The sequence below is a fragment of the Tistrella mobilis genome (assembly GCF_041468085.1).
In the GTDB taxonomy this organism is placed as follows: Bacteria; Pseudomonadota; Alphaproteobacteria; order Tistrellales; family Tistrellaceae; genus Tistrella; species Tistrella mobilis_A.
Window position 1 is genome coordinate 4,093,211 of the sequence record NZ_CP121017.1, and the last position, 24,290, is coordinate 4,117,500.

The following is a 24,290-nucleotide window of genomic DNA, read 5'->3' on the forward strand; positions in this document are numbered from 1 at the left end:
CCCTGTGGCGTGATCCCGGCGCTCAGCTTTGCTGACGGCGGTCTGCGAAGTAGTTGCGGGCATTCACCAGGATCTGGCGCCGGCCGACATGGTCGGGCGGGCTGACCATGCCCTCGGCCTCCATCCGCTCCACCAGCCGGGCGGCGCGGTTGTAGCCGATCTGCAGATGGCGCTGGATGAAGCTCACCGAGACCTTGTCTTCACGCAGGATGAGCGAAACGGCCTGGGCGAAAATGTCACCGTCATCCTCGCCCTCGGCGGTAACGTCATCCGAGGGCAGCCCCTCGACCGGACCGTCGCCGTCGTCCTCTTCGGTCACACTGTAGACATAGTCCGGCCGGCCCTGGCCGCGCAGATGCTCGACCACCTCCTCGACCTCGCGATCGCTCACGAAGGGCCCGTGAACGCGGGTGATGCGCCCGCCGGCCGCCATGAACAGCATGTCGCCCTGGCCGAGAAGCTGCTCGGCACCGGCCTCGCCCAGGATGGTGCGGCTGTCGATGCGACTGGTGACCTGGAAGGAAATCCGGGTCGGGAAATTGGCCTTGATCGTGCCGGTGATCACGTCCACCGACGGCCGCTGCGTGGCCATGATCAGATGGATGCCGGCGGCGCGGGCCATCTGGGCCAGCCGCTGGATCAGGGTCTCGATTTCCTTGCCCGCGACCAGCATCAGGTCGGCCATCTCGTCGACGACGACCACGATATAGGGCAGGTGTTCGAGGTCGACGATCTGCTCCTCGAAGATCGGCTCCTGCTTCGCCTTGTCGTAGCCGACCTGGACCCGCCGGGTCACCTGCTCGCCGCGCTCGGCAAGTTCGGCGACGCGGCCGTTATAGCCCTCGATGTTGCGCACCCCCAGCAGCGACATGGAGCGGTAGCGGCTCTCCATCTCGCGCACGACCCATTTCAGCGCCGCGACCGCCTTGTTGGGGTCGGTGACGACCGGGGTCAGCAGATGCGGGATCTCGTCATAGACCGACAGTTCCAGCATCTTGGGGTCGACCATGATCAGCCGGCACTGTTCCGGCGGCAGCCGGTAGAGCAGCGACAGGATCATGGCGTTGATGCCGACCGACTTGCCCGATCCCGTGGTACCGGCGATCAGCAGATGCGGCATGCGGGTCAGATCGACCACCACCGGCTCACCGCCGATGTTCTTGCCCAGCGCGAGCGGCAGGCGATGATGCGCCTGGGTATAGGCAGGCGAGGCCAGGATCTCGCGCAGATAGACGGTCGCCCGCGACTCGTTCGGCAGTTCGATGCCGATCACGCTGCGCCCGGGCACCACGGCGATGCGGGCGGTGATGGCGCTCATCGACCGGGCGATGTCGTCGGCCAGATTGATCACGGTCGAGGATTTGGTGCCGGGCACCGGCTCCAGCTCGAACAGGGTCACCAGCGGCCCGCGCCGGACCTCCATGATCTCGCCGCGCACGCGGAAGTTCCTGAGCACGGTTTCAAGCTTGCGGGTCTTGTCGGCAAGCACGCCCTCGTCCAGCGCCGGATCGTCTTCCGCCTCGGATGTCGCAAGCAGGGCAAGCGCCGGCAGGACGTAGCCGGGATCCTCTTCCACGTCTTCCCAGGCCGGCGTCTCGTCGGCCGGCCCGTCTTCGGCGGGCATCGACCCGGGCCCTGAAAGGACGTCGTCTTCATCTTCATCGCCGGCGGGCGTCGCCTCGTCGGCCATATCCTCGTCGGCCATGTCCTCGTCCGACGTGTCTTCGTCGACGAAGTCGTCATCAGGCATGTCGTCGTCGAGCACGTCGTCGACGAGATCTTCATCCATCGCGTCGCCGCCGCGCTCCGGCCCATCATCTTCCGCCATGCCGGCATCCACCGCCATGTCGGCCTCGACCGGATCCGGAACATCCTCTTCGGCCGCCTCGTCGGCATCGTCGACGACAGGCTCTGCCTCGGGCACGGACGGATCTTCCGCCATCGGCTCTCCGGCTGCGGCGGCCTCGATGTCCGGAACGTCTTCTCCGGCATCCGCGGCATTTGCCTCGGCCAGCGCCTGGAAATCGAAGACCGGTTCCTCGCCCGGGATGATCTCAGCCGTCAGCAGCTCGCCATCCATCAGCGGCGGCGGCAGGATCAGCGGTACGGACAGCGCCAGGGCCAGCGCCTCCGCCTCGTCGGGCCAGTCCTCGGCATCCTCGGGCTCCAGCGCCGGGGCAAGGGCCGCTTCCGACCATTCGACGCCGGCCAGAAAGCCGTAGGCCACGGCCAGCGCCTGGGCCTCGTCGACCGTGCCGGTGGCATAGATGATCGCCGCCTGCTCGGTGCCGGGATGGGCCTCGATGGCCCATTCCGGCTGGCCGCTCTCGTCCAGCGCCACCTTGATCAGACGGAAGGGGCGATCGGTCATCGCACACCACAGGCCGAATTCCTCGGCACGCGGTGGCATGGCGTTGTCCTGCTCGGGCTCGCGGCGCGGGTCCAGATCGGGCAGCGTATAGGGGCGCCGTGCGGTCATGCGTCCACCCTGTAGGCGGCGACGAGAAGCTTGCTCACCTCGCCGTCGAGATCGAAGAAGGGCAGCACCAGACGTTCCCAGGTCTGCTGCTCGCCGTCGAACATCGCCGTATACACCCGCGAGACCGGCAGCCGGTCGGCGCGCACCGCATCATATTCGGCAGCGAGCACGGCCGCGCGGTCGGCCGCGATCCGGGCAAGGGTGCAGCCGGTCAGGTCGCCGCCGAAGGCGGATGCATAAGCGGGGCTGTAGTAGCGATAGACGTAACCGCCGGTTTCGTCCAGACCCAGGATGGCCATGTTGTCGAGCCAGGGCCTGAGGTCGGCCGGCGACATGCCGTCGAGAGCAGGAAAGCTGCCGCCGGCGCACAGCCGGAGCCAGAGGCCATAGAGGGCCTTCAGCTTGGGATGCCGCACGACGAGCGCCAGAGTGGATGAGGACATCGCGGAACCGATTACGGTTGGAGAGACGGAACGGAACGAGGCCGACGGAACGCCGCAGCCAGCCGCATCCGGCAGGCTTGCCGGCCGCGGCCGTCGCGGAGGATCCGCCGGATCAGGCCTTGAGCTTCCAGCCGCGGGCGAGCGCCCGCCAGCAGGCGATGCCAAGCACCAGGTCGACGCCGGCCAGCACGGCCATACCCGCCAGCACCGACCCGTCGGCATGGCCGGTGATGCCATAGCGGAACCCGTCGATCATATAGAAAAACGGGTTCAGATGCGCCGCAAAGCTCCAGCCTTCGGGCAGGCGCTCAACCGAATAGAAGGTGCCCGACAGGAAAGAAAGCGGGGTGATCACGAAATTGGTGATCGCCGCCATCTGGTCGAACTTGTCCGCCCAGACGCCGACCAGAATGCCGATCAGCGCCATCATCGCCGAGGCCGCCACCAGGTGGTAGATCACGAAGCCCGGATGGGCGAATTCGAAATGCACGAAGGGGCTCATCGCCGCAATCAGCACCACGCCCACGACCACGCCACGCGTCACGGCACCCAACGCATAGCCCAGCGTCATCTCGACGGCCGAAAGCGGCGCCATCAGCACGTCGACGATATTGCCCTGCACCTTCGAGATCATCAGCGACGAGGACGAGTTCGCGAACGCGTTCTGCACCACCTGCATCATGATCAGGCCCGGTGCCAGGAACTCAAGATACGGCACGCCCCCCACCGTCTCGACCGCACGGCCGAGGGCGAGCGAGAAGATCGCGAGGAACAGCAGCCCCGTCACCACCGGCGCGGTCAGGGTCTGGCCTGCGACCTTCACGAAACGGCGCACCTCGCGCAAATAGAGGGTCGCGAAGCCCCGCCAGTTGACCGCTCCCATCTGTCGCGGTTCGCCCATGTCGTCACCTCGCTTCCACCGGAACCGACGGCACCCGCCGCCGCCCCTGTCTCCGGCCGTTCTGAGCCGGATGGGGCTGGCGGAGGATAAGCGCCATGGGCCGGAGGGGCAAGAGCGCGACGAGAACACCTCGCGTACGCCCCGCGCCCGGCTTCAGCGTGTGGGCTGGGCGTCGCCCCCCGCTTCGCCCGAGCCGTCGTCGATCCTGGGCGGGCGGCGGCTGTCCTCGTCGCCCGGCACAGCATGGACATCGCGCCGGTCCCGCGGATCTTCTGCGGGGGGCACCGTCCCGGGCAGCTGCTTCGGCGCCGAATGGCCCGTGGCGCCCGAGCGCCAGGACCCCTCGGTCTTGAGCACCTGCACCGGTGCCGCAGGCGCCTTGCCGTCCTTGCCCACGCCGAAATAGAGCGTGGTATGCGGGAAGGGGATCTCGACGCCCCGCTCGTCGAAGGCCTGCTTGATACGGGCGAAGAAGGCGCGCTTCACCGCCCATTGCTGGCCGGGCTTCGTCATGATCCGGCCGCGAACGATCACATCGCTCGGGCCGAAACGATCGAGGCCGAAGATCTCGATCGGCTGAAGGATCAGATCGCGGAACTCCGGATCCTGCCCCATGGCCAGGCCGACCTCGCGCATGATCTCGGCCACTTCCCCCACATTCTCGCGATAGGCGACACTGATATCGAGCAGGGCGTAGGAGAAGTCCTTGGTCAGGTTCTGGACGATATCGACGGCGCTGAACGGCACGGTGCGCACCACACCCTCCACGTCGCGCAGGCGGATGGTGCGCACGGTCATGCGCTCCACCGCACCCGTCTGGCCGGCGACGGTCACCACGTCACCGACCGAGATCGTATCCTCGAACAGGATGAAGGCGCCGGTGATGAAGTCCTTGACCAGGGTCTGGGCGCCGAAGCCGATGGCGAGGCCGACGACACCCGCACCAGCCAGCAGCGGCGCGATGTCGATGCCGATTTCCGAGAACACGGTCAACACCACCACCAGGGTGAGGACGATCATGATCACGTTGCGCAGCATCGGCAGCAGGGTCTTGGCGCGGGTGGTCGGCGCACGGTCGCCATCGGATTGCAGGCGCCTGGAGATGGCGCCGTCGACCATCTCCCAGATCACCGCGGCGCCAACCACGAAGACCACGATCTTGACCAGCGCCCCCACCACCCGGGCGCCGACGTCCGAGGCAAGCCAGGCAAGACCGCCCAGCCCCCAGACTTCAAGCAGCGCCAGCACGGCGAAGACGTGAATGAAGCCCACGATCGCCGTGCGCGTAATGGAAAGATAGCGGTTTACCCGGGTCTCGATACCGGGGTGGCGGAGAATGAACTCGTCCGAGACCGAGAACAGCCGCTCCAGAACCCGTTCCGCCGCCATCACGGCCACCCGGTCCAGCAGCAGGATCACGATGGTGGCACCGGTCGCCTGCGCCAGGAAGGTGAAGCCACCATCGACCCCCAGCAGCCATATCCCGGCAGCTACGGCCACATAGGCCAGTGCCAGCACATGCCAGACATCCGCAAGGCGGGCCCGCAGCGTCGCCATGCCCATGCGGGTGACCTCGCGCGCCCGGTCCGCCGCAGCGGCGGCAAGATCGGGCGGGACGTCGTTATCGGCGCTCCGGACATCGTCCCCGGCCGGTGCAGCGCCAAACGGCGCCGAGCCGTCGCCGGGATCGGCCATCGCAGCTTCGGTCCCCGGGGCGTCATCCGCAGCGAACCGCAGCTGCCGACGACCGGCGATCACATCGGCCACCTCCCGACGGTTCTGGAGCACCACGACCGCTGCCAGGCTGGCGACGAACAGGCCGAAGACCTTCGAGGCCACCAGCAGCACCGGTGCCGAGACCCCGAGGGTACGGGCGACATCATAGAGGAACCAGCCATACACCGTGATGCGCGCGAAGCGCTTCAGCCAGATGTAGAGATAGGCGGCGGTTTCATCCGAGAAAGGCAGCGGCCGCAGCCGGCGTATCTGCGGCCGCAGAGCGACCCGCCCCACGGCCAGCACGGCACGCACCGCGATGTTCGCCTGCACGACGGCAATGGCGATCATCGCCGCGTCGCCGGTGGGCCGGACCAGAGCCGTCGCCGCTGCGGCACCGCCGGCAAAGGCCGCAATGCCCAGAAGATCGATCACCAGCAGAGTGATGCCGCGGGCCGCCCGGCGCCAGCGCGAGGCCGGCGGATTGGTCGCAAGCCGCTGACGCGGGCGCGACAACAGCGCCTTGACGACCCATTCCAGCAGGAAGCCGGCAATGACCACGGCGGCAAGCCGCACGATCAGCTCCAGCCATTGCTCCCGCTTGCGCTCGTTGGCAAGGCCGCGGCCGATACGCTCCAGCTCGTCGGGCGTATGCGACAGCGCGACGGCCGCCTTCTGAAGATCACGCCCCAGCGCATCGAGGCGATTGGCGATCACGGTCGCCGGACCGTCCAGGAAGGGCATCACCAGTTCGGCTGCCAGTTCCTCCCCCGCGGGCGAGGCCGCATCCGTCCCGGCTGTCTTGAGGCGCTGGATCAGCTTGTCCCGACCTTCGGGATCCTCAAGCAGTTTGATCAGCGCATCGACTTCCGCCTGACCGTCGGCAGCGGCGGCATCAGCGGACGCGGAACTGCTGGAGGGGAGACCGGGCAATGTCTGTGCCTGCACCTGACCGGCAACGGCCGTCATCAGGGCGAACAGGCAGATCAGGATCACAGGTGCGATCCGAAGCAGGGATGCGGGGCGGGCGAAGGCGGTAAGGCGCGGCATCATCGTCTCGCTCGACACGTGGAACCGTGCCTGAACCGGCACGACCAGGGATGGCGAGACGGTATGGAGCCTGCATCGCCACGTCAATCACGACGCCGTGCGCCCCGGAATCGTCACGATGCCCGCCTCACCCCGGCAGCGCTGCACCCGTCGCCCGGACAACCGCAGCGCCGCCAAAATTCGCGTAATTCGGTATGGATCTGAGAAACTGATTCAATTAAAAGATAGAAAAACACGTATAAGGCGATTCATAAACGGTATCATATCTCGATACGAGAAAACGCCAAAGCAAGCCGGACCCGCATCCGCATCGACGCGCTCCTGGGGATGGAGCGATGAGGGGGAGAACAGGGGCAGATGAGGACGAGCACGGGCCGCGCATGGCGCGGCGGACTGGCAGCCACCCTGAAAGCGGCTGCCGGAACGATGGCGTTTTGCGCCTGGGTGGCAGCCGGTCTGTCGCTGATCGGGCCGGCCGCAGCCGCAGACCCGGTCGAGGTTAAATTCGCGACCATCAGCAATACCTCCGACGAATACGCGCTGGGAGTGACCTGGTCCACCCTGCTCGACAAAACCCGGTCGGGCGTCGCCATGGAAGTGGTGGCCCATGGTGGCACGCCGAAGCTGCTGCGCGGCGTGGTCGACAAGGACTGGGATATCGGCATCATCGCCTCGCCGCATCTGCTCTATGCCCGCGACGGGCTGTTCATGTTCAAGGGCAGGGCCGAGGACGGCAAATATTATGACGAGGTCCGCGTGCTGCTGACGCTGGAAAGCGGTGTCGCACATTATCTGGCACGCGCCGGATCGGGCATCCGCACCCTCGCCGATCTTCGCGACAAGTCCATCGCCGTCGGCACACCGGGCGGCTTCTCAGGGACAGTCAATCTGGCTCTTCTGGCGGCCCATGGCCTGGATCCGGCCAAAGGCGACGTCAAGGCGCAGTACCTCGAATATTCCACCGCCATGGACGAGCTGCGCAACGGCATGCTCGATGCGGTCTATCTCTGGGGCGGTCTGCCGCAAGGTGCCGTCGCCTCGGCGGCGCTGCAGAGCGATCTCGCCTATGTCGGCCTGGATCCGGTCGCCATGGAAAGCTGGCGCAAGACCTTTCCGGCCGCGGACTATTACGATCTGCTCACGCTGACCCCGGAGCGCATCTCGACTGCCTATGACGGCCATCTGAAGCCCGAGGCACCCGTCGTCAGCTGGACGACCCGCATGCAGATCATCGTCCACCGTGACATGCCCGACGATGTCGCCTACCGGCTGGTCAAGACGCTGTGGGAGAACATCGACGAAGTTCGCCAGGCCTCGCGCGAACTCTCGATCATGTCGCTCGATCAGGCGGTACAGAGCGCCAGCGGCATGATCCATCCGGGCGCGAAGCGCTTCTACGTCGAAGCCGGCGTCATGAAACCCTGATCCGGGGCGCGCCCCCCGCCGCCCGCCACAGACGCATCCCGAAGACATTCGACCGACCGGCCAGCCGCGTGACAGGCGCATGGCAGGCCGACAGGGGTCGTTGCGTCTTCCGACCAGAACCGAGGACACATCCCATGAGCGTCATCACCGACGGCCCCGGCCTCCGGCCGGCGGCCCGTTCCGACGGCTGGACGCGGACCACCCGCGGCCTCGCCGATGCCTGCGGCCTCGCCCTCATGATCTTCATCCTGGCGACCATCGCGTTGGGCGAACTGCCACTGCCGGTGCAGCGCGGCGCGGTGCTGCTGCTCGGCGCCGCGGCCATCCTGTTTTCGACCCCGACCCTGCCCGCCACCTGGCGCAGCAGCCGGGCCGGCCGTCTGGCCGATCGCGCCCTGACCATCATCTTTCTGGCCGCGATCCTGGCGGCGATGGTCTATGTGTTCGTCGACTGGTTCGAGATGTTCTCGTACCGCATGGGCTTTCCGCTGCCCGAAGACGTGATGGTGTTCTGCGCCACGCTGATCGTGACGCTGGAAATCACCCGCCGGGCCTGCGGCATGGGCATGGCGCTGCTGGTGGTCGGCTTCATGGGCTTCATCTGGGCCGGCCCCTGGCTTCCGGGCGTGCTGCACCATTCCAGTGTCCGGCTTGAAGTGGCACTTGAAGAGATGTTCGGCCAGGGCGGCATCCTGGGCTCGTCGCTGGGGCTGATGGCGTCGATGATCTATGTCTTCGTGCTTTACGGTGCCGTCCTGCAGGCCAGCGGTGCCGGCGACTCGATCATCCGCCTTGCCGGCCGCGCCACCCGGCGCGTCCCCGGTGGCCCTGCCCAGGCCGCGGTGGTCGCCAGCATGGGCTTCGGCTCCCTGTCCGGCTCGGGTCCGGCAAACGTGCTCGCCACAGGCTCGTTCACCATTCCCTTCATGATCCGGGCCGGGTATCGCCCCGCCTTCGCCGGCGCGGTCGAAGCCTGCGCCTCCACCATCGGTCAGATCACCCCGCCGGTCATGGGCATCGTCGCCTTTCTGATGGCCGACATCACCGGCATTCCCTATGTCACCATCGTCATCGCATCGATCCTGCCCTGCCTGCTGTTCTATGCCAGCATTTCGCTCAGGGTTCTGTTCGCCGCCCGGGCCGGCGGCATGGAGGCGGCCGATGCCCGTGCCGCCGCGGATCTGCCGCCGGTCGACCGCGGAGACGTGATCCAGGGCCTGACCGTCGCCGCTTCGGCCGGCGGTATCGTCGCCCTGCTCGCCTCGGGCTATTCGCCCGCCTATGCCTGCCTCGCCGGCATCGCGGTCATCTTTCTGGGCGGTATCTGGCATGCACCGATGCGGATGGGGCCGCGCGTCGTCGTCCGGGTGCTGATCGAAGCCGCACGCGATGGGCTCGGCCTGCTCGCCATGTGTGCGGCCGTCGGCATCATCCTGGCCGTGGTCAACATGACCGGCGTCGGCCTCGCCTTCAGCAAGCTGGTTCTGGCCGTGGGCGGCAACGACCTGTTCACGGCGCTGCTCGCCACGATGATCGCCTCTCTGGTGCTGGGCACCGGCCTGCCGACGACACCCGCCTATCTGCTGCTCGCCTTCACCGTGGTCCCGGCGCTCACACAGCTCGGGCTGTCGGTGATCACCGCGCATCTCTTCATCTTCTATTTCGGCATCATGTCGGCAATCACCCCGCCGGTGGCCTTGTCGGCCTTCTCTGCCGCTTCGATCTCGCGCGTGCATCCGATGCGGCAGGCCGTGGCGGCGGTCCGGCTGGGGGCGACCGGCTTCATCATCCCCTTCCTGATGGTCTACCATCCGGGGGTGCTGATCGTGGACCAGACCCCGCTCGCCATCCTGTCCTCCACCCTCGCCTGCCTGGTGGCGGTGACGGCGCTGGCGGCGGCCGATCAGGGCTGGCTGATCCGCCGGCTGCATCCGGGCTGGCGGCTGCTGCTGGCAGCGGCGGCTTTCGGCCTGATCCTGCCCGAAGCATTGTCGACGGTCGCGGCCGTGGCGGCCCTCGTGCTGGTGACCACGGTCCAGATCATCCTGGCCCGCCGCGAACGCGCAGCACGGCCGGCCGCACTGGCTGCGGAATAAGACGCCTCCTGGTTCCGGCTTTGCGACTACAGCATGTCCCGAAGCCGGAACCAGGCCATGGTCGCAACCAGCAGCGGTGTGCGCGCCCAGCCGCCGGGAAAATCGATATGGCGCAGGCCGTGGAACAGATCGAAACGGCTGCGGTCACCGGTCACGGCCTCGGCGGCCAGCCGCCCGGCCAGCGCCGTGGCGGCCAGGCCATGGCCTGAGAACCCCTGCAGCACCAGGATGTCGGGGGTTACCGCGGTAAAATGCGGCGTGCGGTCATGGGTGATGTCGACGAACCCGCCCCAGACCTCGGCGGTCGGCACATCGGCCAGATCGGGGAAGATGCCGATCATGGTCCGGCGCATTGCCGTGTCGAGGTTCAGCGGCTCCAGCGTCGAATAGCTGACCCGGCCGCCGAACAGCATGCGACGGTCGCCGGCCAGGCGGAAATAGTTGAGCGCGAACTTGCAGTCGGACACCGCCACCCTGCCGGGCAGCAGCCGCTCGGCAAGCGCCGGATCCAGCGGTTCGGTGGCCAGCACATAGGTGCCGACCGGCATCACCTTCCAGCGTATTTCGGGGATCAGCCGCCCGTTCTCGTGATTGGCGGCGGCGACCACCGCATCGGCGGTGACGGTGCCATGCGGCGTCTCGACCCGGGGCGGCCTGCCCCGATGAAGGGCCGTGGCGGAGGTTTCCTCGAAGATCCGCACACCCGCCTCTTCGGCCACACGGGCAAGGCCCAGCGCATAAGCCAGCGGATCCAGATGGCCGGCGCCCCGGTCCAGCATGCCGCCGATATAGCGCGGGCTGCCGACATACTCGCGGATACGGGCGGCGGGGATCAGCCCGGACCGGTCATAGCCCCAGGCGCGCTCGCGCGCCAGCTCCGCTTCCAGACCCCGCATATGACGGGGCTTCAACGCGGCCATCAGCACGCCTTCGGTGAAGTCGCAATCGATCCCGTGACGGGCGATACGGTCGCGGACCAGATCCAGCGCCTCGACGCTCATCCGCCACATGGTGCGGGCCTTTTCCTCCCCCACCTTGCCGATCAGCCGGTCGGCGCCGGCCGCAAAACCGTTCAGCAGCTGGCCGCCATTGCGGCCCGAGGCTCCCCAGCCGATCCGCCGCGCCTCGACGACCGCCACGCTGAGCCCGCGCTCCGCCGCCTCGATCGCCGTCGACAGCCCCGCCAGTCCGCCACCGATGACACAGAGATCGACCCTGAGATCCCCGTCGAGCGGCGGCCGTCGGCGCATCCGCCCCAGATTGTCTGCGGCATAGCGCGACCGGACATGCGGTTCGGGCGCAAGCGCCGGGACAGGGGCGGTGGTGACGTCGGCGCACATCGGGCAGGACCTTCCTTCTGGCGGCACGAAGACGCCCCCTTTCCCGGCCGGGAGATGACAGGGCGCCCGGCGAGAGTATCAGGCGGCCCCCGAGGGCGGTCAAGGAAGCCGGAAGCCGCAGGTCAGCGCCGCCCATGCCCGCGCATGACGGTCAGCAACAGCACGCCGGCCGTGATGAGAAGTGCCGCCACCAGATCGATCGGCCCGGGCACTTCGCCCAGCAGGGGGGCTGCAAGCCCCATGGTCACCACCGGGATCAACGCGCTCAGCGCCGCGCCTCCGCCAGCCCCAAGCCGCCGGACCGCCTGATTGAATGCATAGAGGCCGAGAACGGTGGCCCCCACGCCCTGATAGATCGCCTGAATCGCCATGTCGGCAAACGGAGCCGTCGCCAGTGCCGATGGCAGGAACAGCGCATAGACAGGCAGATAGCAGAGGGCGGACATCACCGCGGCAATCGCCGTGGCATGCAGGCCGTCAATGCCCGAGCGACGCAGCACCATCACATATCCGGTCCAGACCAGCGCCGCACACAGGAAAATCGCATGCCCCGGGGTCTGGCCGGGCCCGGCGGAAACCGCGGCAATGGTGATGCTGCCCGCCAGAACCGCCACGACGCCCGCCATGCGTCGCGGGGTAAGCGGTTCCCCCAATGCCCGGATACCGATCAAGGCCACCGCAGCGGTCATCAATCCAGGGATCAGCGCCGCGGCCTGTCCTGCGGGGGCGTATTGCAGACCGGCGGCCGACAGCAGGGCATAGGGCGCCCCACCCCCCACGACCAGCAGCGCAAGGCCCGGCGGCCCCAGCCGCCGCCAGGCAAGCCCGCGGCGCAGGATCACCGGGGCCAGCAACAGACCGGCGACGATGAAGCGGAGCGCAATGATGTCGAAAGGACCGAGAGTGGTCTGCACGCCGAAGCGGGTCAGGATGAAGGACCCGGACCACACCAGCACCCCCAGCAGCCCCCAGGCGATGCCGAGCGTGAAGGCCGCGCCCGACGGCGCGGCGGAGGTTGCGCCCCGGCGGGCGGTATCGGTCATCATGGTGTTGCGCGGAGGCATCGGCACAGGCCCTTTCATCGATGCCCCATCATCCCATCTTCCCCCGGCCCCGCTGCCATGGAATGCACGCATGAGCGGTCATCAGCCCGGCTTATGACCTTCAGCCGTCCACCCTTCCTCCTCCAGCACCCGGAGCAGCAGGTCCACGACGCCGCTCTCGACGGTCTCCGCACGGAACACCAGATGCAATCGGCGGGTCACGGGAGGGTCCAGCGGCCTGACGGTCAATCCGTCCACGTCATCGCGCGGAAAGGACGTCGCGGCAAAGAGAGTCACCCCCTGGCCCTGGCGAACCATCTCCAGCGCCGTGGTCAGCCCGGCCGTGGTGATGTCGCCCGGCCGCGGCACGGCGCCACCACCGAGCAGCGGTTCCACAACCGGCTCGCAGCCGCCGGCAAGCACAAGCGCCCGACCGGCCAGCAGGGCGACCGGCACCGAGGCCGCCTGAAGATCCGGGTCGTCCCGACGCCCCACCACCAGGAGCGCCTCGGGCCGGAGCGCGACCGATGGCAGTCCCTCTGGCACCACCGAGGTGACGGCGATATCGGCAAGGCCGCGGGCGACCCACGCGCCCACCTCGCCATGGCCGCCTTCGAACGCCCCCGTGACCAGGGTGGGGGCAAGCTGGCGCAATCGCCGGCACCAGGCGGACAGGGTTCGTTCTGCGATGCTGGGGATCGCGGCGATCCGCAACGGCCGCTCCTGGCGCCCCGCAGCCGCCCTGGCCCGGGCGGCGATGCGGTCGACCGCTGCAACCGCATCGGCCGCGTCGGCGAGCAGGGTTTCGGCAAGGGCAGTCGCGGTCACACCACCGCGGGTGCGCACCAGCAGCTCGACATCCAGTGTCTTTTCCAGCGCCGAAAGCGCCTGTGATGCGCCCGACTGCGTGAGGCCGAAGCGCCGGGCGGCTGCGCCGACGCTGCCGGTCTCGACCGCCGCGAGCAACAGTCTGAGCTGACCGAGGGTGATTTTGGGAGCCGCGCGGATCATGAGATCTTCCTGCCGGCAACGTCCAGCAGCCAGTCGCGCACCGCCATCACATCGGGGGCCGATCGTTCCGCAGGCGGGATCAGCAGATGATAGCCGTCCCCCGGCAGTTCCGGACCGAAGGGCGCTTCCAGCAGGCCGGCGGCAAGATCGTCGGCGACCAGGGTCAGGCTGGCGATCAGTGCACCATGTCCGGCGATCGCCGCCTGGATGGCATGGGCATCATCGGTGAAGCTGAGAACGGCCGTGCCCACGGGTTCCGGCCGGCCGGCCGCCATGGCCCAGGCCCGCCAGTCGGGCACCCGCTCCTGCCGCCGCCACTCCACCCTCAGCAGCGGCACACCGGCAAGATCCTCGGGCACATGCAGGCCAAGCCGCGGGCTCGCCACCACGCCGAAACGATCGGTCACCAGGGTTTCGGCGATGAGCCCCGGGAAGGGTCCCCGGCCGTAACGTACCGCCAGATCGGCGATGCCGGTGCCGAGGTCGACGACATCATCCGAAGCATGCAGACGAAGCTCGTGACCGGGGAACCGTTCCCGGAACCGACCAAGCGCCGGGATCAGCCGCTTTGCCGTGAACAGGCCCAGCGCCGTCAGGGTCACCGCACGCCGCGGAGCCGGCGGGCGAAGCGCCGCCACCGCTGCCGCCATGGCATCGAAGCCGTCGCGCAGCACCGGAAACAGCCGGTCGCCGGCCGGCGTGGTCACCACCTGCCGCACCCGCCGCTCGAACAGGGGCTGGCCCAGCGTCTCTTCCAGCAGGCGGATCTGATGGCTGACGGCCGTGGGCGTGACGCCCAGCTCCGCCGCCGCCAGCCGAAAGCTCTGATGGCGGGCGGCGGCTTCGAAGGTCTTCAGCGCCTGCAGCGGCGGCAGTTTTCGGGGGGGCAGCATGGATGAGCCAGACTTCATCATCACCTGAGGGATACGATTTTGTCAGACGGCAGCCTGCCGGGCAATTCTGTCGCCATCTTCAGCTTCGATGAATGAAGGAAATCACATCATGCTCCGGCTGTTGCAGATCGATGCCAGCGCCCGCCCCGGCCGCTCGGGCACGGACCCCCATGGCTCCCACACCCGCCGGCTGACCGCGCGCTTCGTCGAACGATGGCAGCAGCACCGGCAGGGCGACGCGATCCTGCGCCGCGATGTCGGCCTTGCGCCCCCGGCGCCCGTCGATGCGGACTGGGTCCGGGCCGCCTTCACCCGCCCGGACGCCCGGACCGGGGCCATGCAGGCGCGGCTTGCCGAAAGTGACCGGCTGACGGCGGAACTGCTTGCCGCCGACCTCGTGATCTTCGGTGCGCCCATGTACAATTTCGGCATGCCCGCACCGCTGAAGGCCTGGATCGACAACATCGTGCGGGTGGGCGTGACCTTCGGCTTCGACCGCAGCCGCGGTGACACGCCCTATTGGCCGATGCTGCCGGCGGGCAAGCGGGCGGTGATCATGACCGCGCGCGGCGATCTGGGGTACGGGCCGGGGGGCGTTCAGGCCCATAACGATCTGGTTGTGCCGGGGCTCGCGGCGCCCTTGCGCTATATCGGCCTGAACATGGTCGAGGTCGTGGCGATCGAGGGTGATGAATTCGGCGGCGACCGGCTCGCCGCCGCCATCGCCGCGGCTGAAACTGAGGCGGACCGGCTGGTCGACAGTCTCACCGCCGCCGCCGACGCAGCCAGGTGACGAGGCCGGTGACATAAAATCCCGGCAAGGCAAGCCCGGCCAGAAACACCACCACCTGTCCGGGCCATCCCAGCATCAGCCGGCCGTGCACCCCGTTCATCACAGCATGCAGATCCGGCCCGCCGGGCATGCCGCGCACGGAACCGCAGCCTGCATCGACCATCACCGTCCCGGCGGTGGTGGTGACGACCCAGCCCGGACCGGCCATCATGACCCCAAGGAAGCGGCCGCTGTCTGCTGCCTGAAGGCCCAGGCGTACCGCGGCGGCGGCATCCGGTACGGCTTCGCAGCTCCCGCCAGGGACCGGCAATGCCGCCACCGGCAGCGGTGCACGACGCCCCCCGCCGATCAGGTCGGGCCTTGCGAGCAGCGTGCCGGTCACGGCCAGCACGGCCAGCGGCAGCAGCAGCCAGATGCCTGCTGTCGCATGCATCACCCTGGCCTGCCGGTGCCAGGGCCCCCTGAATGACGGCAGCAGACGGCGGCGCCAGAAACCCGGGCGCGGTCGGTCCCCGACCCGCCCCGGCCACCAGAGATACGCCCCGCTTACAAGCGACAGGCACAGCACCATCCCGACAGCAGCCACCAGCCCCGCGCCCGTTCTGCCACCGAGCAGGGCCCGGTGCAGATCCAGCAGCCGTGCAAAAGCCAGATCGTCGAACGGGCGGATGCCGAGCACGGCCCCGGTCGCCGGATCGATGGTGCCCACGACAAAGCGCGGACCGCCGTTATCGGCCGGTTCGGTCAGCAGGGCGAGCACGGCTGCGACCGGCATCGGTCCGCTGCCGGGGGCGGCCACCGACACCAGACGGCGGGGTGCGGTCGCGATCGCTTCAGCCGCTTTCACCTGAAGATCGGGCGCAAGCGGCATCGCCGCAGGATCGGCAGGGTCGGCCATTGCCCCCAGTTCAAGGCGCAGCCAGGGTTCCTTCAGCACCAGAGCGGCACCGGTCAGACCGAGCAGGGCAGCCACCAGCCCGATGGTCAGCCCCAGCCAGAGATGCAGCCGCAACCAGATCCTGCGCCAGGACGGCCGGACGGATCGGGACATCACGGCGCCTCCCGCAGCCCGGCCTCGGCCAGACGGAGGGCTGCCGATCGTCGGGCCTGGTAAACGGCAGCAACGGCGAGACCGGCTGCCGCGGCCACCGCCAGGAAGGCACCGCCATAGCCGGCGGACGCGGCCAGAAGGGTCACCGCCGAGGACGTACCGATTTCACCCAGATCCCGGGTGCTCTGCACCGATGTCATGTCGGTGCCGGCCTGACCGGCAGATGCGGCGAAGCGCATGGCCAGCGCCATCGCCGCCACCGAGGCTGCCCCGGCGCCGAAGGCACCGAGCGCCGCGGCAAGAAAGGGCAGCGACAGAAGCGACGGGGTGGAGGCGAGAGGCAGAACCCCGACCGCCTGTGCGGACCAGGCGAGTGCCGCGCCCCCCGAAGCACCAAGCCCGGCAAACAGCGCCCGCCAGGCGCCGAAACGTGTCACCATCCACGCGCCGCCACCACAGCCCAGCAGAATGGTGACGGCACCGGCCGCGATGCCGAGCCGGCCGACCGCCGCGATCGTCCAGCCGGCATCGATCAGGAACAGCTTCCACAGACCAAAGCCGGCGCTGGCGGTGACGGCGGAAAGCAAGGCCACCGCCAGCAGGGGCAGTGCGCCGGGCCGGGTGGCGAAGGCTTTGAGGCTGGCCCGGCTGCGCGGCGCGTCGCCACGCTGCAGGGCCAGCCCCTCCCGCCAGAACAGGGCCAGCACCAGCCCGGCCGCAACCACCCCGGCCACCACCAGCAGCGCCCCGGTCAGACCGATCAGGCCCGCCATCACCAGCGTGCCGGAGCCGCCGAAGAAGAAGCCGATCATGGTCCCGGCCACCTGAATGCCGTTGGCTCGGGCCAGATCACGACCCTGGAAGTGTTCGGCCGCAAGCCCGTCGGTGGCGGTGTCCTGGGTGGCGCTGGCAAGCGAGGCAAGCGCGAAACCCGCCACCAGCCAGCCCGAGACGCTCTCGGACACCCCGGTCGCCACCACGGCCAGCAGGGTTGCCAGCACCAGCGACTGCATCGGCAGCACCCAACTCCGCCGACGGCCGATACGCGGCGACCAATGGTCGTCGATCAGAGGGGCCCAGAGGAATTTGAGCACCCAGGGCAGCCCGACCAGCGGCAGGAAGGCAAGCCGGTCGAGGGCGGCCCCCTGCTGGCGCAGCAGCCCCGGCAGCGCCTCCATCGCCAGCCCCAGCGGAATCCCCTGGGTCACGTAGAGGGCGGTGATCATCAGGAAGGCGACGGGACGGCCGGTTCTTCTGATCATGGCGTCACCAGCTGTAGCGCAGGCTGGCCACCACCGTGCGCTCATAGCCCAGGCTGCAATTGGCCTCGGACGAGCAGCCGGCGACGTAGTAGCGGTCGAAGAGATTGCTGGCATTCACCGCCACCCGCCAGTCGCCCAGCTGATAGCGCACCCCCAGATCGACGAGCGTGACATCTGGCACGGTGAAGCTGTTGCGGGCATCGCCGGCGCTTTCGCCGACATAGCGGACACCGGCCCCCAGCCCCAGCCCGGCCAGCGGGCCGGACCGAACCGTATAGTCGCCCCAGAGCGACGCCATGTGATCGGGAATGCCCGTGGGCTTCTTGTGCAGATCGACGCCCAGGCTGCGGGTCACCTCCGGGTCCTGCCAGGTATAGGCGCCGATCAGGCTGACCCCCCTGCCCAGCTCGGCCACCGCCTGCACTTCGATACCACGGCTACGAATCTCGCCGATCTGGTAACGGGCAGCCGGGTTGGTGGCGCTCGCCGTGACGACATTGGTCTGGGTCAGATCGAACCAGGCCAGGGTGAAAAAGCTGTCGAAGCCGTCGGGCTGGAATTTGGCCCCGACTTCCAGCTGCTCCGCCTCCGACGGCCGGAACGCCCGGCCATCGACATCCGTGCCCGAGACCGGCGAGAACGAGGTCGACCACGAGACATAGGGGGTCAGGCCAGTCTCGAAGGCCCAGGCCGCCCCCGCCCGCCAGGTGAAGGCATCATCCGACCGGCTGGTGCGGGCCTCGTTGTCCATATGGTCGGTGACCCGGCTGCGGGCCCAGTCCTGCCGGCCGCCCAGGCTCAGCACCAGCCCCTGGGGCAGGCGGATCTGCTGGTGGCTATAGACGCCGATCTGGTCGATCCGGGTGGTGTTGTCCGAAACCTTGAGCGACGGGTTGGCGATCGCCTGACCATAAACCGGATCATAGAGATCGATCGGCGTGGCCGCCCCCGTGAACTGGTAGAAATCCTCGGCGTTGTAGCGGTAATCGAGGCCGAAGAGCGAAGTGACAGACGCCGGCCCCGCCTGCCAGTCGGCCTGGAGCTGGGTGTCGGTGTTGAAGAGATCCGCATCGACACCGAAGCGATAGGCGCCCCGGTTGACCATGGTGCCGTCGGTCGCAAGCGGAGTGTAGGCGTAGACATTGGCCTGATCGAAATCGAGCCGGTCATAGCGGGTGTTCTGACGCAGCTGCCAGCGATCGTCGAAACGATGCTCGAAAGCCCAGCCGAAGGCGGTCTGGGTGCGGTCGAATTCGTTGAGCGACGGATCGCCGGAATAGCGGTTCATCGGGATCCGGCCATGGGTGTTGGGCAGCACCGTGCCCGAGGCGGGCAGCGGGCCCGGCGTTCCCGCCTCGTCCTGCTGACGGCTGGCGAGCAAAGTGAGGCTGGTATCCTCGCCCAGCGACAGGGTCAGCGCCGGGGCGACATAGATCCGGTCGTCGCGGTTATGGTCGATCTGGGTATCGGCATCGCGGGCAAGCGCCGTCAGCCGGAACAGGGCACGGCCGTCATCCACCAGCCGCCCGCCCAGATCCACGGCCGCCTGCATCCGGTCGTGGGTCCCGCCCGAGATGTCCACCATGTGCAGCGGATCGGCGGTCGGGCGCTTGGTGACCGCATTGACCAGCCCGCCCGGTGCCGCCTGACCATAGAGCACCGAGGCGGGGCCGCGCAGCACCTCGATCCGCTCCAGACCGAAGGGCTCGATCCGGGTGGTCATCTGGTTCGACATCTGCCGGAGCCCGTCGCGATAGAGGCCGAGCGTGGTGGCATTGAAGCCGCGGATGGTGAGCTGGTCGTAGCGATTGTCGGAATTGGCGAGGCCGGTGACGATGCCCGGCGTGTAGCGCAGTGCCTCCCCCAGGCTCTGAGCCTGCTGCATTTCCATCTGCTCGCGGGTCACCACCGACACCGATTGCGGCGTCTCTGACAGTGGCGCATCGGTCTTGGTGCCAATGGTCGCGGTCCGGGCGACCACGCCGCCGGCCGGCTTCCAGGCGGCGGGACGTGTCTCCTCTACCTGAAGGGCCGGCAGGGTTTCGGCCTCCTGCAGATCGGCAGCAAGAACCGGACAGGCGTTCGAGAGCAGCCCTGCGGCGATCAGGAGCGTGGACGACAGCCGGGCGGAGCCGGGGCGGGAGAGCGGCATGGGCAGGCCTCTGATGGCGGCGGGAACGGAAACGGACGGCACGCATTGCGCTGCGAATCAATCGCATCTGCAGCCGGTCCCCGAAACGCCGGAGGCCTACGATGGCAGGAGTCAGACCTCCGCTGACGGGCGGAGGGGCCGGATCAGCGCAGCCGGCCTGGCGATACGCCGAAGCGGCGCCGGAAGGCCGTGGACAGATGGTTGGGGCTGTAGCCCACCCGATAGGCCGCCTCGGCGACCCCCATCTCGCCGGTCGATATCAGGCGATAGGCCAGCTGCAACCGTTCCTCGGCGAGGAAATCGGCGATGCTGGTGCCGAACTGACGGCGGAAACCATCCGTCAGCTTACGGACATTCATCCCCACCCGCCTCGCCAGAACCGGCAGCGTCGGTGCATCGGCCGGCGCGGTCTTCAGGATGTGATATGCCTCTCGCAGCCGCTCCAGATCGCGACTGCTCAGACGCGCACTCCGGCCGTCGGTCTCAAGAAAGCCGGCTGCAACCGTCGCGACCAGTTCCAGCCCTTTGGCCGCCCGCCAGGCCCGGCCGATACCCCCCGAGAACGGGCAGGTCGCGATCTGCAGGGCCAAAGCGCAGGCCGTCCGCCCGGCCCGGGCCTGATGAATGCCCGGTGCGATGGATCCGGCGCCCAGCCGTTCCGCATCGCTGCCGAGCAGATCATCGCGAGAGGCGGGATCGAGGGCGATGGTCACGTAGCGCACACCATCCTGCGCCGTCATGCCGTGGCGGGTCTCGAAGGCCCGTTCGGCCACCAGCAGGCAGATCGCCGGCCCGGCGATGTCGAGATCCCTGCCGCCCTCGACCGTCAGGCCGAAACGGCCGTTCATGACAAGGCCCAGTTTCAGACCGGGCAGCACCGTCTCTGTCGGCAAGGCCGACGGATCAGCGCGGAAGACACCATCCGCAACCGCGATGCTGAACGATGAGACCGACATGCGCACACCTCCAGCCCCGTCGACGGGGCAGGGCAGGAATCACTTGCCGCGACCCTAGCATTTATTGAGAATCAGTCGCAACAGACCCCGGCCCGGTAGCTGCGGCGATTTGCGCGGGTCTGGCGGCTTGAAACTCGCGCAGGTCCTGCGAGGATCGGCCCGGTGGTTCCATGACAGAGGGCAGTCGAGAATGGCCGTGACCCGCCGCGAATTCCTGCTCGGCAGCGCCGCCGGCCTGGCCATCGCCGCCGGCACCAGCCTGATCACCCGCCGGGGTATGGCTGCGGCCGACATGACCCTGCCGGTGGGCGGGCTCGACCACCCGATCCTGCCCGGTACGGTCACCCGCGACATGATGAGCTTTGCCGCCGACGGGCCGCCGCCGGTGCTGCGCATGCACCGCGGCCGGCCGTTCACCGTCGATGTCGTCAACAATCTCGCCGAGACGACCGTGGTCCACTGGCATGGCCTGCGGATCGAGAACGCCATGGACGGCGTTCCCTATCTGACCCAGGCTCCGATCGATCCGGGGCAGAGCTTCCGTTACACCCTGACGCCGCCGGATGCGGGCACCTTCTGGTACCATCCCCATTGCAACACGCTGGAACAGATGGGCCGCGGCCTGACCGGCCTGCTGATCGTGGAAGAAGACGAGGATCCCGGCTTCGACCGGGACCTGCCGCTCAATATCCGGGATTTCCGCCTGGGCAAGGACGGCCAGTTCATCGAGTTCTTCCGCGCCCGCGCCGCGGCCCGGGGCGGCACGCTGGGCACGGTTTCGACCGTGAACTGGCAGGTGGAACCGATCTACGACCTGCCGGCAGGCGGGCTGATCCGGCTCAGACTGGCGGTCACCGACGTCACCCGGGTCGGTCTCTACGAGGTCACCGGCGGCGAGGCGCAGGTGATCGCACTCGATTCCAACCCGCTGCCCCGGCCGCTGCCGCCCCAGGGTGTGCTGCTGGCGCCCGGCCAGCGCGCCGATATCGCGCTGCGGATGCCCGACAGCGCGGATGAGATCGTCACCCTGGCCCTGCGCCTGCCCCAGGGGCCGCAGGCCATCGCCCGCTTCCGGCCGACCGGCAGCAGCGCCCGACGCAGCCTGATGGAACTGAAGCCGCTGGCCGCCAATCCGGTCGCAGAGCCGGATCTTGCCCAGGCTGACATTCTGGAATTCGTCTTCGGCTGGTCACCCGGCGGCAAGCCGCCGGTCGCCAGCATCTGCGGCACGCTGGGCTACACTTTCTGGTCGATCAACCGCATCGCCTGGGAAGGCGACACCCCCGACCCGATGGCGCCGCTCGCGGTCCTGAAACAGGGGAAGCCCTATGTGCTGCGGCTGCGGAACGAATCGCCAAACGACCATCCGATCCACCTCCACGGGCTGACCTTCCGGCTGTTGCGGTCGGACAAGCGCGAGATCCTGCCCCTGCTGACGGACACCGCCCTGCTGCAATCCGGCGAGACCATGGACGTGGCCCTGGTCGCCGACAATCCCGGCGACTGGGCCTTCCACTGCCATGTCATCGAACACCAGAAGACCGGGCTGACCGGCTATCTGCGCGTCGAAGCCTGACGTCAGCCGCCCGCCAGTTCCACCCCAACCCCCGCCACGGAGAGCAGGGCCGTGATGGCGGGGGGCGGCGGGGTATCGGTCACGACCAGATCGACCTCGGTGATGACCGCAAGCGAGACCAGGCCACGCCGGAAGAATTTGCTGCCATCCACCGCCAGGATGGTCCGCTTCGCCTGCTGCATGGCCGCCCGCACCGCCTGCACCTCGCCATGATCGTCATCGCCCATGATGCCGTGCTCGTCGATGCCGCTGACCGAGATCACCGCGGTATCGAAGCGGAAGGCGCCGATAAAATCGACGGTCTCGTGGCTGAAAACGCCGGCATCGACATGGCGGACGAAACCGCCCGGAACCGCGACGGTGGCGCTTTCCACCTCGCTCAGCAATGCGGCGCTGCGCAGGCTGTAGGTCACGACCCGCAGATTCTGCCGCCCGGTCAGCGCCTGCGCCACCGCTTCACAGGTGGTGCCGGTATCAAGGAAGACCGCCGATCCGTCCCCGACCAGTTCTGCAACCCGTGCACCGATCCGCGCCTTGCCGCCGGCATTCTCGACCCGGCGCTGACGATAGGTCGGCGGATCGATGGGCGGCGCCGCAAGCGTGCCGCCGCCGTGGAGCCGGCGGACCAGCCCCGCCTCTTCCAGATCGATGAGATCGCGGCGCGCCGTCTGGGTGGTCACCCCGAAGCGGGTCGAAATCTCGTCGAGCGAGATGAAGCGATGTTGCCGAAGATGCGCGACGAGCTGTGCCTGCCGTCGGCTCTTCTTGTCCGTATCGTCCATTCGTCCCTCGAAACCGGATGAGGTCTCGCACTGATGAGACCTCACTATATACGCAGACGGGGAGGGGGTGTCCCCCTCCCCGTCCGATCTGACCGCGGTCGGTGCGATCAGAACTGGATGCGCAACTTCGCCGTGACCGAGTGGTCGGTCGCATCGTTGCCGAACTGTCCGCCGTAACCGACCGACAGCGCGGTGTCGTCAGTGAGCCCGATGTCGAGGCCGGTGCGCAGAATGGCGGTGTTCTCTGCAATTGCGGCACCGGTTACGCCGAAGCCCGAGCCGCCGGCCGCGAAGCGCAGATCCGCATCGGGGTCCACGTCGCCGAAGGCATGACGCCAGCCAAGCTCCGCCCGGAAGGCCGCCGGGGTCTCGCCCAGGCCGAATTCCTGCACGGTGCGCAGACCGAGTGTCGTGAAGGTGGTGCGCATGTCGACGCCGTCGCTCGACAGGGCCGCAGCGCCGCCGGTCTCGGTGAAGTCGTCACCCGACAGACTGACATGCGCCACACCGGCGAAGGGTTCGAAAGCGCCATGGCTGGTGTCGAAGCGATAGTTCACTTCGCCGAAGACCTGGGCGGCATTCACGTCGTAATCCGCCGTCAGGGTCTCGGTGGTGCCGGCATAGGCGACATGGCGGGTGGTCTCGGCATCGTTCAGGCTGTAGGCAGCGCCCAGATGTGCGCCGAAGCCGCCCATACGGGTCGCGGCATAAAGACCGACATGATAGCTGTCGGCATCAAGCTTGCTCCCCGTGCCGTCCTGCTTGACCGAGGCCTGACCGAAGCCTGCGAAGGCGCCGATCCGCCAGCTTTCGCCGACCGCGGCATCCAGGCCGAACAGCGTACCCGAGGTGTTGCGGTCGATGGAGGCGACGTCGTCGCCGTCGTTGGAGCCCCAGGCGCCATAGGCCTGCAGCCACATCCGCCCGGCGCCGAAGGCCGCCGAGGCCGGGGCGTCGACAACCGCGCTGCCGGCGCTGAGCGCACCCTGGGCGGCAACTACGTCGCCCACCGCCATCGTGCCCTGCATCAGCGCACCGGCCGCCGAGGCATGCAGCTCACCGGACAGGCTCTCGAAGGCGGCGCCCGCGGTCTTCGCATCAGTCAGCACGACCGCGTCGTAGACGGCGTTGCCCATGGCCAGGCTTTCGACCGCAGCCGCCGTGGCACGCTGATTTGCCGTCCCGGCCACGCTCCGGAAAGACGTATCATTGCGCTCCAGGCGGAGCGTCACGTCCTTGGCGCCGTAGCGGAGCGTCGGGTCCAGGAAGGCCAGCGAGCTGGTCACGGTACCGAAGCTGCCGGTGACGCCCTCTTCCGCGG

The 24,290-nt window shown here is 68.3% G+C and carries 18 protein-coding genes (1 of these 18 cut by a window edge); 4 read left to right on the plus strand and 14 right to left on the minus strand.

Annotated elements, in window-relative coordinates; all coding sequences use genetic code 11:
- Positions 1–22: 22 nt before the first annotated feature.
- The 4 genes from P7L68_RS23990 to P7L68_RS24005 form a co-directional block, all read right to left on the minus strand.
- Positions 23–2,479: a DNA translocase FtsK gene (locus P7L68_RS23990; RefSeq protein WP_372002318.1), complete on the minus strand. Its 2,457-nt coding sequence runs from the start codon at positions 2,477–2,479 to the stop codon at positions 23–25.
- Complete coding sequence (locus tag P7L68_RS23995; RefSeq protein WP_041604788.1) at positions 2,476–2,922, minus strand: PAS domain-containing protein; 447 nt, start codon at positions 2,920–2,922, stop codon at positions 2,476–2,478. Before P7L68_RS23995 ends, P7L68_RS23990 begins: the two co-directional genes overlap by 4 nt.
- A gap of 112 nt (positions 2,923–3,034) precedes the next feature.
- Complete coding sequence (locus tag P7L68_RS24000) at positions 3,035–3,823, minus strand: ABC transporter permease (RefSeq protein ID WP_372002320.1); 789 nt, start codon at positions 3,821–3,823, stop codon at positions 3,035–3,037.
- A 153-nt stretch (positions 3,824–3,976) separates the two neighbouring features.
- Entirely contained in the window at positions 3,977–6,592 is a 2,616-nt protein-coding gene (locus P7L68_RS24005; RefSeq protein WP_372002322.1) for a mechanosensitive ion channel family protein, read from the minus strand.
- A 354-nt stretch (positions 6,593–6,946) separates the two neighbouring features.
- On the opposite strand from P7L68_RS24005, the gene P7L68_RS24010 reads away from it, so the two are divergent.
- Both P7L68_RS24010 and P7L68_RS24015 read left to right on the plus strand, forming a co-directional pair.
- Positions 6,947–8,014: a TAXI family TRAP transporter solute-binding subunit gene (locus P7L68_RS24010; protein ID WP_372002325.1), complete on the plus strand. Its 1,068-nt coding sequence runs from the start codon at positions 6,947–6,949 to the stop codon at positions 8,012–8,014.
- A 134-nt stretch (positions 8,015–8,148) separates the two neighbouring features.
- Entirely contained in the window at positions 8,149–10,110 is a 1,962-nt protein-coding gene (locus P7L68_RS24015; RefSeq protein ID WP_372002326.1) for a TRAP transporter permease, read from the plus strand.
- A 26-nt stretch (positions 10,111–10,136) separates the two neighbouring features.
- On the opposite strand, the gene P7L68_RS24020 is transcribed toward P7L68_RS24015, so the two are convergent.
- The 4 genes from P7L68_RS24020 to P7L68_RS24035 all read right to left on the minus strand — a co-directional run bounded on the left by P7L68_RS24020 (position 10,137) and on the right by P7L68_RS24035 (position 14,397).
- Entirely contained in the window at positions 10,137–11,450 is a 1,314-nt protein-coding gene (locus P7L68_RS24020) for an NAD(P)/FAD-dependent oxidoreductase (RefSeq protein WP_372002328.1), read from the minus strand.
- Positions 11,451–11,572: 122 nt separating this feature from the next.
- Complete coding sequence (locus P7L68_RS24025; protein ID WP_372002330.1) at positions 11,573–12,532, minus strand: DMT family transporter; 960 nt, start codon at positions 12,530–12,532, stop codon at positions 11,573–11,575.
- A 63-nt stretch (positions 12,533–12,595) separates the two neighbouring features.
- Positions 12,596–13,504, minus strand: a complete 909-nt coding sequence (locus tag P7L68_RS24030) for a LysR family transcriptional regulator (RefSeq protein ID WP_372002332.1) — start codon at positions 13,502–13,504, stop codon at positions 12,596–12,598.
- Positions 13,501–14,397 carry a LysR substrate-binding domain-containing protein gene (locus P7L68_RS24035; RefSeq protein WP_372002334.1) on the minus strand — a complete coding sequence of 299 codons (897 nt, stop codon included), beginning with the start codon at positions 14,395–14,397 and terminating at the stop codon, positions 13,501–13,503. The genes P7L68_RS24030 and P7L68_RS24035 overlap by 4 nt, the downstream gene beginning before the upstream one ends.
- Positions 14,398–14,506: 109 nt before the next feature.
- On the opposite strand from P7L68_RS24035, the gene P7L68_RS24040 reads away from it, so the two are divergent.
- Positions 14,507–15,190, plus strand: a complete 684-nt coding sequence (locus P7L68_RS24040; RefSeq protein WP_372002336.1) for an FMN-dependent NADH-azoreductase — start codon at positions 14,507–14,509, stop codon at positions 15,188–15,190.
- Here the strand turns inward: P7L68_RS24040 and P7L68_RS24045 are convergent.
- From P7L68_RS24045 to P7L68_RS24060, 4 genes are all read right to left on the minus strand, one after another.
- Entirely contained in the window at positions 15,162–16,241 is a 1,080-nt protein-coding gene (locus P7L68_RS24045; protein ID WP_372002338.1) for a PepSY-associated TM helix domain-containing protein, read from the minus strand. The two genes, P7L68_RS24040 and P7L68_RS24045, sit on opposite strands and share 29 nt — an antisense overlap.
- Complete coding sequence (locus P7L68_RS24050) at positions 16,241–17,503, minus strand: RhtX/FptX family siderophore transporter (RefSeq protein WP_372002340.1); 1,263 nt, start codon at positions 17,501–17,503, stop codon at positions 16,241–16,243. The genes P7L68_RS24045 and P7L68_RS24050 overlap by 1 nt, the downstream gene beginning before the upstream one ends.
- A gap of 4 nt (positions 17,504–17,507) precedes the next feature.
- Complete coding sequence (locus P7L68_RS24055; RefSeq protein ID WP_372002342.1) at positions 17,508–19,655, minus strand: TonB-dependent siderophore receptor; 2,148 nt, start codon at positions 19,653–19,655, stop codon at positions 17,508–17,510.
- Positions 19,656–19,798: 143 nt separating this feature from the next.
- Positions 19,799–20,611: a helix-turn-helix transcriptional regulator gene (locus tag P7L68_RS24060; RefSeq protein WP_372002344.1), complete on the minus strand. Its 813-nt coding sequence runs from the start codon at positions 20,609–20,611 to the stop codon at positions 19,799–19,801.
- 190 nt (positions 20,612–20,801) lie between these two features.
- Between P7L68_RS24060 and P7L68_RS24065 the strand changes: the two genes are divergently transcribed.
- Positions 20,802–22,187, plus strand: coding sequence for a multicopper oxidase family protein (locus P7L68_RS24065; protein ID WP_372002346.1), 1,386 nt, complete (start codon positions 20,802–20,804; stop codon positions 22,185–22,187).
- Positions 22,188–22,189: 2 nt separating this feature from the next.
- On the opposite strand, the gene P7L68_RS24070 is transcribed toward P7L68_RS24065, so the two are convergent.
- Together P7L68_RS24070 and P7L68_RS24075 are read right to left on the minus strand one after the other, a co-directional pair.
- Positions 22,190–22,969, minus strand: coding sequence for a DeoR/GlpR family DNA-binding transcription regulator (locus tag P7L68_RS24070; protein WP_372002348.1), 780 nt, complete (start codon positions 22,967–22,969; stop codon positions 22,190–22,192).
- Between the two features lie 107 nt (positions 22,970–23,076).
- Positions 23,077–24,290 carry the end of an autotransporter domain-containing protein gene (locus P7L68_RS24075; protein ID WP_372002350.1) on the minus strand. Its footprint extends 2,146 nt past the window's final position, so 1,214 of the gene's 3,360 nt are visible here — the last part of the coding sequence; the start codon falls outside the window, past its right edge; it ends in the stop codon at positions 23,077–23,079.